The sequence below is a fragment of the Alloprevotella sp. Lung230 genome (assembly GCF_014385435.1).
In the GTDB taxonomy this organism is placed as follows: domain Bacteria; phylum Bacteroidota; class Bacteroidia; order Bacteroidales; family Bacteroidaceae; genus Alloprevotella.
In genome coordinates, this window is sequence record NZ_JACSUD010000022.1 from 19337 (window position 1) to 27737 (window position 8401).

An 8401-nucleotide genomic window follows, 5' to 3' on the forward strand; every position below is an offset into this window, starting at 1 on the left:
AGGGAGACATCGTGTCAGTAGAGAACATTCTATAAGTAAGATAGCAACGTTTAATTTTGAAGACCAACTTAATGAGGATTTGTTTATTTGAGATGTTTGATGATATAACAAGGACAACCGCCAGCAAGACAATCTGGTGGTATGCTTTTAGTAACAACACTTCCTGCAGCAATGATGCTTCGTGCACCAATTACTACCCCTTTGAGTATAATGGATTGAGTGCCTATAAAAACATCGTCTTCAATCACAATAGGGGCAGTTGCAGCTGTAAGTACATCAACAGATACTCCTTTGACTACCTCTCGTGATCGGCGTACTCGCCAGTCCAAACTGTGGGCATCACTATCCATAAGGATACAATTGGCTCCAATATTGACATATGAACCGATGGTTATGCTCTCTTTTGCCCAGATACAGGAAGAAGAAATACCTGTACTTTGCCCTATGATGATTTTTGATTTAGCACATTCAGCACAGATGGTCATCTTTCGTCCATCAGAGAGAGGGTTAAAAGAGGTTCCACCGGTCAGTGTAACACCACTTCCAATATCAACATAAGCCAATGGATTGATATCTAACTGGAGAGTGCCAAGTAGACGCACTCCTTTGCCAAGTGAGATCCCTAAGAAACGAGCTTTCCCCTGGTTGAGGATATTACTGAAAATTGCGTAGAGTTTTCTCTCAATTTTGAGCATTCGATTGCGGGTAAGCTTCTTCACGATATTTTGTTTTCAGGGTAGTGTTGTAGTGCCTCTTTTAGTTCACAGAGGTAGGCTTTTCCATACTTCAAGTCAGGCTCTAGATAATTACCTTCTCCCCACTCATTCCAAGCTTTGATAAAAACGAGATTATCATCGACCCTACGGTACTGACATAGTTGAAAAATTTTTCTACAAAGTTTTCCCCATTTTTTTGGTGTAGATTGATGTAATATAAGACCGCGTTCTGCACTACGCGGAGAATGATCGAAATTAGGATTTATGCAAGGATGGTCTTCTGGAGTAACTTTGAGTAATTTTAGAAAATGCTGAGTATAGGCGGCATAATTTGTCACGATAGGAGTACGAAAGATGCGTTTCTTGAATCTTTTTAGTAAGGAACTATGAGCAAATATTTCATTAACTCCATCGTAAACACAAGCATCATACCCTGCCTTATGAATAGAATCGATTTTTTCAACTGAGAACGTAAATCCAAAGAAATAGAAGCCCTTCAATCCATTTTCTTGTGCTAAGCGATTCCAAGTGTTCTTGAATAACTCAAAATCCGGACAATCAAGCGGAGCATAGAAACCAAAAATAAGTTTGCCATCAACACGCATATAGCGTTTGTCTTTGAAGGCAGGAAGCATCGCGTTGAAATGGGCGATGTAGTCTTCTTCACCTGGATAGGTTTGTTCAATAAGCAAACGATTGGGCTTGTTAGGGTCCCAAGTTTTTTGATACCAACTATGGTTTGCCCAGCATAGACAGAAAGGAAAATCTGGCTTCCCACTTTCTACAACTTCTGCAAAGACTCGATCAAGTAGACGTTCACCGGCAAACCAATAGTGCCAATAGCAAAAGCCCTCGATTCCAGCTTCGTGTGCCATAGCAGCTTGTTGTTCTCTCACTTCGGGGAGTCGGAGATCATAATAGCCCAAATCTGCAGGTACACGTGGCTGATAGTGTCCTCGAAAGAGGGGGCGAGCATTGCCAACATTGGTCCATTCTGTAAAACCCTTTGCCCACCATTTGTTATTTTCAGGCGTAGGGTAGAATTGGGGGAGATAGAAGGCGATAAGTCTTGGTTTACTCATGATTGTAAAAATTCAGCGTTAATCCAATGTGTGGGATAGAAATCTTTAGTCTCGATGTCCCGTATGAACCATCGTGGACGAATCGTCATCGTATCAGTATAGGGAGAGAGCCATGCTCCCCACCAGGAGAAAGTACTATTAGCATTGATGTGGTGACGACAGAGGGACATCAAATACATATCTCGCCAAGATAGTAGTCCAGTATTACAGTCTACATAACTAAAACCTTCTGTGCCAAATTCCTTTTTGCACCATATGAGGTCGTTAGAGAAAACAAAAAAGTGACAATCAGAGATGCGTGAACGAAGATAATTGATAGCAGAACGGTAATACTCTACAGTGGCCACATTGCCAAATTGATAGTAGTCTTCTGGTTTACTATCTAAATAGTCTCCCCTACGAATATGCAACGAGATGCTTGTTTGCTCTTTATTCTCAATCCGTGTTTTCCATTCCATAAAAGCCATATCATGCTCTTGTGAAGGAAATGTGAATGCAGTTTGAATTTCTTCTTTAATATTCTTGTAATATAATGGTGAGTGCCAGCCACCTATATAAAAGTTCAATAGACCGCCTCCTTTTTTGAGTAAAGAGGAGGTAAAATCGTAATTCAAAGGTTCTGAGATTATCTGAATACCTATCAGACGAGAAATCCATTTAAAGTGTTTACTACGCGCAACTCGCAATAGGAAATTTAGTAAAAAAGACTGTACTCCTCTCGCTATTCGAATGCCAAAGATACGTTGCAGTTCAAATCCATTATGCATGCTTGAGGAAGAACTTTCAAAAAAACACACGCAAGATAGACCTTGCTGTTTTTTGGCCAAATAAAAAGCATATTGCGACATTTGATTGCCTAGGCCATTAAAGAGAACAACTGCATCCATATGTTAGCCAAATAGTTTCTGTTGGAGTATTAAAAGTTTTCTGTGTAGAAACATTTTTTCAGATTGAGAAAAGGCGAGAAAGTAAATGCAAGAGATGAAAACACCATTCCCAAAGATTATTCCTATACAAAGGTGTAGAAGGTGAGGAGCTTCGATTTTGTTGATGAGAAAAAAAGCTATTGCTCCCAAAGCAAATGCTGAATATAGAGGGATGTATAATCTCTTGATGATATAGAATATAGAGAATGGCATGATGAGTTGTAAATGTTGAATCATTGCATAAGTTGCAAAATCGGTAATAATACGAAACAACCATACCATCCCGAAAGCCCATACGGGGTGAAGGCCTTGCGCTAAAACCAGCCATATTGCGAAAAAAGAGAGTGCAAGTGATAGACCGGCCGTTATGTTCGTCCATTTATTACGACCAGACGCAATAATAAGATATAGAAAGGGGAGATGAATTGTAAACTCTATTGTTGTAAGAAGCACAACTTTAGTAAAAGGCAGCACGTATACTGGTACCATCTTTAACCACAACTCGATAATGTAGTTCAGATTGAAGATTAAAGGGAGACATAGTACCCCAAAGAGGGTGAAAGACAAAATAGCACCACGATAGATTAATTTCATCGTTTGCTCAAAATCTTTACGCGCATAACTTTTGATAATCTGTGGTTTGAGTGCTGTCATAAAGTTGTCTGAGAAATTGCGCAAGCTTCCTTCTACCTGATAGGAAATCGCGCGTGAAGCATTTAGCAAAGGTCCTCCATAAATATTTAGTAAAACATTCAATCCTTGAGTCTGTATAATAGACGCAAAGTTTCCAATAAGGTCAAATCCTAAAAAAGAAATAATGGAATGATAATAAGACTTTTCACGGACAAATTTGTAGGTACACTCTGAGAATTTTCTATGGCAATAAACAAAATAAAAGAGAAATATTAAAACGTCCAGAGATAGTGTCAGGACAGCATATAGAACCAAGTGGTCCATCCCCCAAAAGCGCAAAGTGTAAACTCCTACGAATTGAATAGATGAAATTGTGATGCCGGTATAGGCAAAGATATTCATTTTTTCATGAGCAATCAGAACGGCATTGAAGGGGATATTGAGAAATTTAAAAAGTAACTGTATGCTCGCAAAGTGAAACACGAGAGTTGCTGCAAATGAACGTTCAATTGGGATATTCATTTGCGTAGAAAAAAAATATAAGCCTATTGTTTCCGCCAATACAATTGAAACCCCTCCGCCAAATAAATGCAAATAAAAACTACAATTGAAAGCTTTTTCCAGATTCTCACGTTCATTCCTGCCCAGTGCTGAAGTGATAAAGCGCATACTAGCTGTACTCAAAGCGCCATTAATAAAAGTCATTATAACGATGAAGCCCGCAATGACATTGTAGATTCCATAATCAACAGCTCCGATGGTATTGAGTAGGATGCGTGAGGTGAATAAGGATACTACCATCGAGAAGCCCATTCTTATGAAAAGGAAAGCAGTATTCTTGATAAGTAACTTGTTATTGGCATCCATACTTTAATTATAAGACTTCTAAAAAGGAGTTTTTGTATAGCTCTAAATCTTTCCAATGCGGACTTAAGACTTGGACCAGAGCTACTCTGATTTTTGATAGTACAATCGCGAAGAGTCCCTCAAAAAAGAAAAGAGGAGGGGCGAAGTTGTTGCAGCTTTATATTGTCGCTTGGCTACGTGAAGATTTTCATGCTGGCTGCAAATGTAGATATAAATTCGTGAAACGCAAAGGTTAGGAGCAAAAAACGATGTGTTACATTAACAATCGCTGCTGGTGTGCATTCTGTATTGAGCAATCTTTAATTTCAAGTGTGAGAGAAGCCACTTTGCGTTCCAATCCACTCACATAGCCACGTCTGAATCCATCTTATTCATAAGATATTCGTTACTTTGAACCTGTCTTTCCTGCTTCTCCCACCATCTCGTCTTTATTCACCAATTGCGTAGCCGGCTACACAACTTCCTCTAATCTTCTTCTAAAAGACGATTTGATGAAGGACTGAAGACAAATATAGTGTCAAGTAATCTCGAATGTCTGCTTGTTAAAAAGCACTGCTAATTTTTGATAGGCTCCAACTTGTCTGTGTCTATCTCGATGGTGGCGCCACAGAGATTGCGGATTTCACTGCCAATGAGGGCTTTTTTGCCTTGAATGCGCTGCACGTAGGCCACGACGCCGGCAAGGTCGCCGTCGATGATGCGCACTTTGTCGCCTTGTTGGAGGGGGTGACTCTGTATCTCGGCCTTCCCTGCCGACACGATTCGGCGGAAATTCTCAAACGTGTCATCAGGAATGGCATAGGGGACACTTTCTCCCGGTTCGGAGAGGATTTTGTAGACATCGGAGCGGAAGCGGATCTCATTGAGATTTTTGTCTTCCACTCTCACGAAGACAAAGGTGGTGAGAAGAACCGCTTCATGGAGGGTGCTCCCGCCACGGCTGTTTGTCCTCGTGCGTTTTTCCAAAGGCAGCCAAGTTTCCAAAGCCAGGTTTCTGTCCTGGAAGTATTTCTCAATGAGTATCTTGAATTTCTTCTCGTAATTGACCCTGACACGAGCCACATACCAGTGCATCGGACCTGTGGGGTGAATGAATTTCTCAGCGCCACTTCCTTGTTTTTTGAGGGTTGGGCGCATGGCTCCGCCGTCGTCCCCTGCGATAGTGGACGTCCTCTGTGGTGGTACGATTGTCTTTGCCATCTTTGTGCGAAATCAAGTTCGTTCTTGAGGCGGTGCTTCTGAATCTCTACGCAAAAGAGACAAAAGCTCTGTGCAAAGATAATGAAATTAATTGAATTAAAGTACTTTACGAGTATCTAAAACCAATATCTTCCCACTATTTCCCAATAGCGAGGAAGCAGACCCTTAGGAGCAAGCTCTGTAAGTCTTTGATTGAGCGAAGGTTATCGAACCCTCAGCATCTCTTACGCGGGGAACTATAAATTGGGTCCGTTGCGAGCATTGTTGAACTTCTGTCTTGAAGGCACATGGAAACTCCCCTCTCATTTATAGGAGCTGGAGAAATTTACCTCAGAGGTAGTTTTTTCCGGCTCTGAGGTAGAAAAAATTAGCTCTGAGGTAAATGTGCCCCACCCTGATGGGAGAAAATTCGGGGAGAAAAGCGATGGAGAGGGGTACTAAAAAAATTTATGGGATTTCGTCTCTACGAAATCCCATAAACCAACACAAAAACTAAACTAGACTTAACTTAAAAACTAAATTCTAAGTGGGGCGTTATCCTCTCGACAACTGATTTCGAGGGCAAATATACAAGGTTTCGAGAGAACTGCCAAGCTTTTTAAGGGAAAAGTTAAGTTTTGTGCTCATTTTTCTATTTTGAGGTTTGTTGAGCCTTTGATTGCTGCATTGAAAGGCCGAGATTTCAAAACCTTGATATCCGTTGCTGCAGGTAGGCATCGGCGAGGGTGAGGGCGGCCATAGCTTCGACGATGGGGACGGCGCGGGGGAGGACGCAGGGGTCGTGGCGGCCGTGGGCGGTGAGGAGAGTGGGGCGGCCGTCGACATCGACCGTCGTTTGTTCGCGAAGGAGGGTGGCCACGGGCTTGAAGGCCACGCGGAAGATGATGTCGTTGCCGTTGCTGATGCCGCCTTGGATGCCGCCGCTGTGGTTGGTGGCGGTGGCGAAGCCCGGCAGGAAGGCATCGTTTTGCTGCGAACCGCGCAGGGCAGCACCGGCAAAACCGAGGCCGTACTCAAAGCCTTTGACGGCGTTGATGGAGAGCATGGCGTGGGCAAGGGTGGCATGGAGTTTGTCGAAAGCGGGCGCGCCCCAGCCCGCAGGGCAACCGGTGATGAGACATTCGATGACGCCGCCCACGGTGTCGCCTTCGCCTTTGACCTGGAGGATGAGCTGCGCCATGCGTTCGGCCGTCGCGGGGTCGGGACAACGCACGTCGTTGCTGTCGATTTGGTCGAGGGGGAGGTCGTGGTAGTCTTTGTCGAGCACAATGGAACCTACCTGCCGCGTCCAGGCGGTGATGCGCACCCCGAGTTGAGCCAATAGGATTTGTGCAAACGCCCCGCCCACCACACGGCTCACGGTTTCGCGGGCAGAACTGCGTCCACCGCCGCGATGGTCGCGAATGCCGTATTTGCTTTGGTAGGTGAAATCGGCGTGGGAGGGTCGGAGGACGTGGCGCAGGTGGTCGTAGTCGGAGGAATGGTGTTGGGTGTTGCGCACGAGAAATCCGATGGGGGTGCCGGTGGTGCGTCCTTCAAAGATGCCGGAGAGAAGTTCGACCTGATCGGCTTCGCTGCGTGGGGTGGTGAGGCGGCTTTGTCCCGGCCGGCGGCGGTTGAGTTGGTGCTGAATGAAATCGGGGTCGATGTCGATACCGGCGGGCATGCCGTCGATGATGCCGCCCACGCCGATGCCGTGGCTTTCGCCGAAGGTGGTGAGGCGGAAGAATTGTCCGAAGGTGTTCATGGTTCAGAAGATGAAAGGGGGGGAGGGCGATGTACAAAAATGGCGGTGGGAAAGACCCACCGCCATGTGTTGGAGCATCGGCCGGAAAATTAGTGTTGGTGGTGATGACCGTGGTCGCAGCCGCAACCTCCGCAGCCATCGTGATGACCGTCTTCATGGTCGTGATGGCAACCGCAGTGGTCGTGGCCGTCCTCGTCGTGGTCGTGGCCGCAACCACAGCCGCAACCTTCGCCCGAGAGCATATTGATGGCGCCTTGGATTTCGGCATCGGTGGCGGGGCGTGCCGTTACGACATGGCCCTTGTAGTGAAGCTCCTTGCCGGCATAGAGCGAATTGAGGTCGATGACCACCACTTCGTCTTTGACATCGACCACGAGCCCATCGAAGCGGTAGCCCTCTTCATTGACGAGGGGCAGAACGGCGCCGGGATAGACGGTGTCTTTGTCGAAGCGGCCGTTGATGTGGAAGGCCGTCTTGGGCACTTCGATGACGCGCTCTTCTTCGTAGGGACCGTAGCCTTCTTCGACGGTGAGGGTGAAGTCGAACGTGTCGCCTTCGTTGAGGTCGCGCACACGCTCCTCAAAACTGTCGAGCGCCATGCCGAGATGGGTGATGAACTGGAAGGGATGTGCGGCGGGGGCCTCTTCGAGCTGTTCGTGGATGCCGGCTTCGTTGTCGGCGTAGAGGGTGTAGGCTACGGTGATGTAGCGGTGTTGCTTTGTGTCCATTGGAGTAAAGGAGTTGGAGGGAGTGGGGAAAAACAGAAAAGGGAGAATCCGGCTCAGACTTCGGGCTGGGGTCGCGTGAGAGGGCGGTGTGAGGGCATCGATCTCAGGTCAAGCGAAGGTGGAGGGCTTTGGCCAGATGTTGGAGCGGTTCGCTCTTTTCGAGCATTTGCTGATAGACCTCACGGGCGGAATAGGCTCGGCGCTTGATTTGCTGCGGAGCAATCTCGATGTGGAGGTGCAGGAAGTCGTTGTGGAGCGCTTGGCAGAGGTGGGCGCGGAGCTGCGGCAGGAGTTGCTGGAGCTCGTTTTTCACGGCCTCATATTCGACAAGGGCGGTGATGCGCGGTGTGCCGTCGGGTGCGGTGTCGAGCGTGAGGCGCGAGGCATCGGTGGCGATGATTTTGAGCCGTTCGGTGTCGGCGGTGTGTTCGCGGGGGAGGACCTGGGCAAAGCGCATGAGCTGGTGGCAGAGGTCGTCGTAGGTGAACGCCTGGTTCTGCTG

General features: G+C 46.5%; 8 protein-coding genes. All 8 read right to left on the reverse strand.

Going from position 1 to position 8401, the window contains the following annotated elements; all coding sequences use genetic code 11:
* Window positions 1-83: 83 nt before the first annotated feature.
* Window positions 84-719, reverse strand: coding sequence for an acyltransferase (locus H8527_RS09445; RefSeq protein WP_370539240.1), 636 nt, complete (start codon window positions 717-719; stop codon window positions 84-86).
* Complete coding sequence (locus tag H8527_RS09450) at window positions 716-1798, reverse strand: glycoside hydrolase family 99-like domain-containing protein (protein WP_187547689.1); 1083 nt, start codon at window positions 1796-1798, stop codon at window positions 716-718. The genes H8527_RS09445 and H8527_RS09450 overlap by 4 nt, the downstream gene beginning before the upstream one ends.
* The gene (locus tag H8527_RS09455; protein ID WP_187547691.1) at window positions 1795-2685 is read right to left on the reverse strand and encodes an alpha-1,2-fucosyltransferase; all 891 of its coding nucleotides are present in this window, start codon (window positions 2683-2685) and stop codon (window positions 1795-1797) included. Before H8527_RS09455 ends, H8527_RS09450 begins: the two co-directional genes overlap by 4 nt.
* A 3-nt stretch (window positions 2686-2688) precedes the next feature.
* The gene (locus H8527_RS09460; RefSeq protein ID WP_187547692.1) at window positions 2689-4224 is read right to left on the reverse strand and encodes a lipopolysaccharide biosynthesis protein; all 1536 of its coding nucleotides are present in this window, start codon (window positions 4222-4224) and stop codon (window positions 2689-2691) included.
* A gap of 555 nt (window positions 4225-4779) precedes the next feature.
* Window positions 4780-5424 (reverse strand): transcription termination/antitermination NusG family protein, encoded by a 645-nt coding sequence (locus H8527_RS09465; RefSeq protein WP_187547694.1) that lies wholly within the window; start codon window positions 5422-5424, stop codon window positions 4780-4782.
* Window positions 5425-6106: 682 nt separating this feature from the next.
* On the reverse strand, window positions 6107-7171 hold the full coding sequence (gene aroC / locus H8527_RS09470; RefSeq protein WP_187547702.1) for a chorismate synthase: 1065 nt from the start codon (window positions 7169-7171) through the stop codon (window positions 6107-6109).
* An 89-nt stretch (window positions 7172-7260) separates the two neighbouring features.
* Complete coding sequence (locus H8527_RS09475) at window positions 7261-7899, reverse strand: peptidylprolyl isomerase (RefSeq protein ID WP_187547704.1); 639 nt, start codon at window positions 7897-7899, stop codon at window positions 7261-7263.
* A gap of 103 nt (window positions 7900-8002) precedes the next feature.
* A partial coding sequence (locus tag H8527_RS09480) for a hypothetical protein (RefSeq protein WP_187547706.1) occupies window positions 8003-8401 on the reverse strand: 399 nt, incomplete at its 5' end.

Coding starts and splice junctions, on each gene's coding strand:
- H8527_RS09450 (WP_187547689.1), bottom strand. CDS start 1,798: ATGAGTAAACCAAGACTTATCGCCTTCTATCTCCCCCAATTCTACCCT.
- H8527_RS09455 (WP_187547691.1), bottom strand. CDS start 2,685: ATGGATGCAGTTGTTCTCTTTAATGGCCTAGGCAATCAAATGTCGCAA.
- H8527_RS09460 (WP_187547692.1), bottom strand. CDS start 4,224: ATGGATGCCAATAACAAGTTACTTATCAAGAATACTGCTTTCCTTTTC.
- H8527_RS09465 (WP_187547694.1), bottom strand. CDS start 5,424: ATGGCAAAGACAATCGTACCACCACAGAGGACGTCCACTATCGCAGGG.
- aroC (WP_187547702.1), bottom strand. CDS start 7,171: ATGAACACCTTCGGACAATTCTTCCGCCTCACCACCTTCGGCGAAAGC.
- H8527_RS09475 (WP_187547704.1), bottom strand. CDS start 7,899: ATGGACACAAAGCAACACCGCTACATCACCGTAGCCTACACCCTCTAC.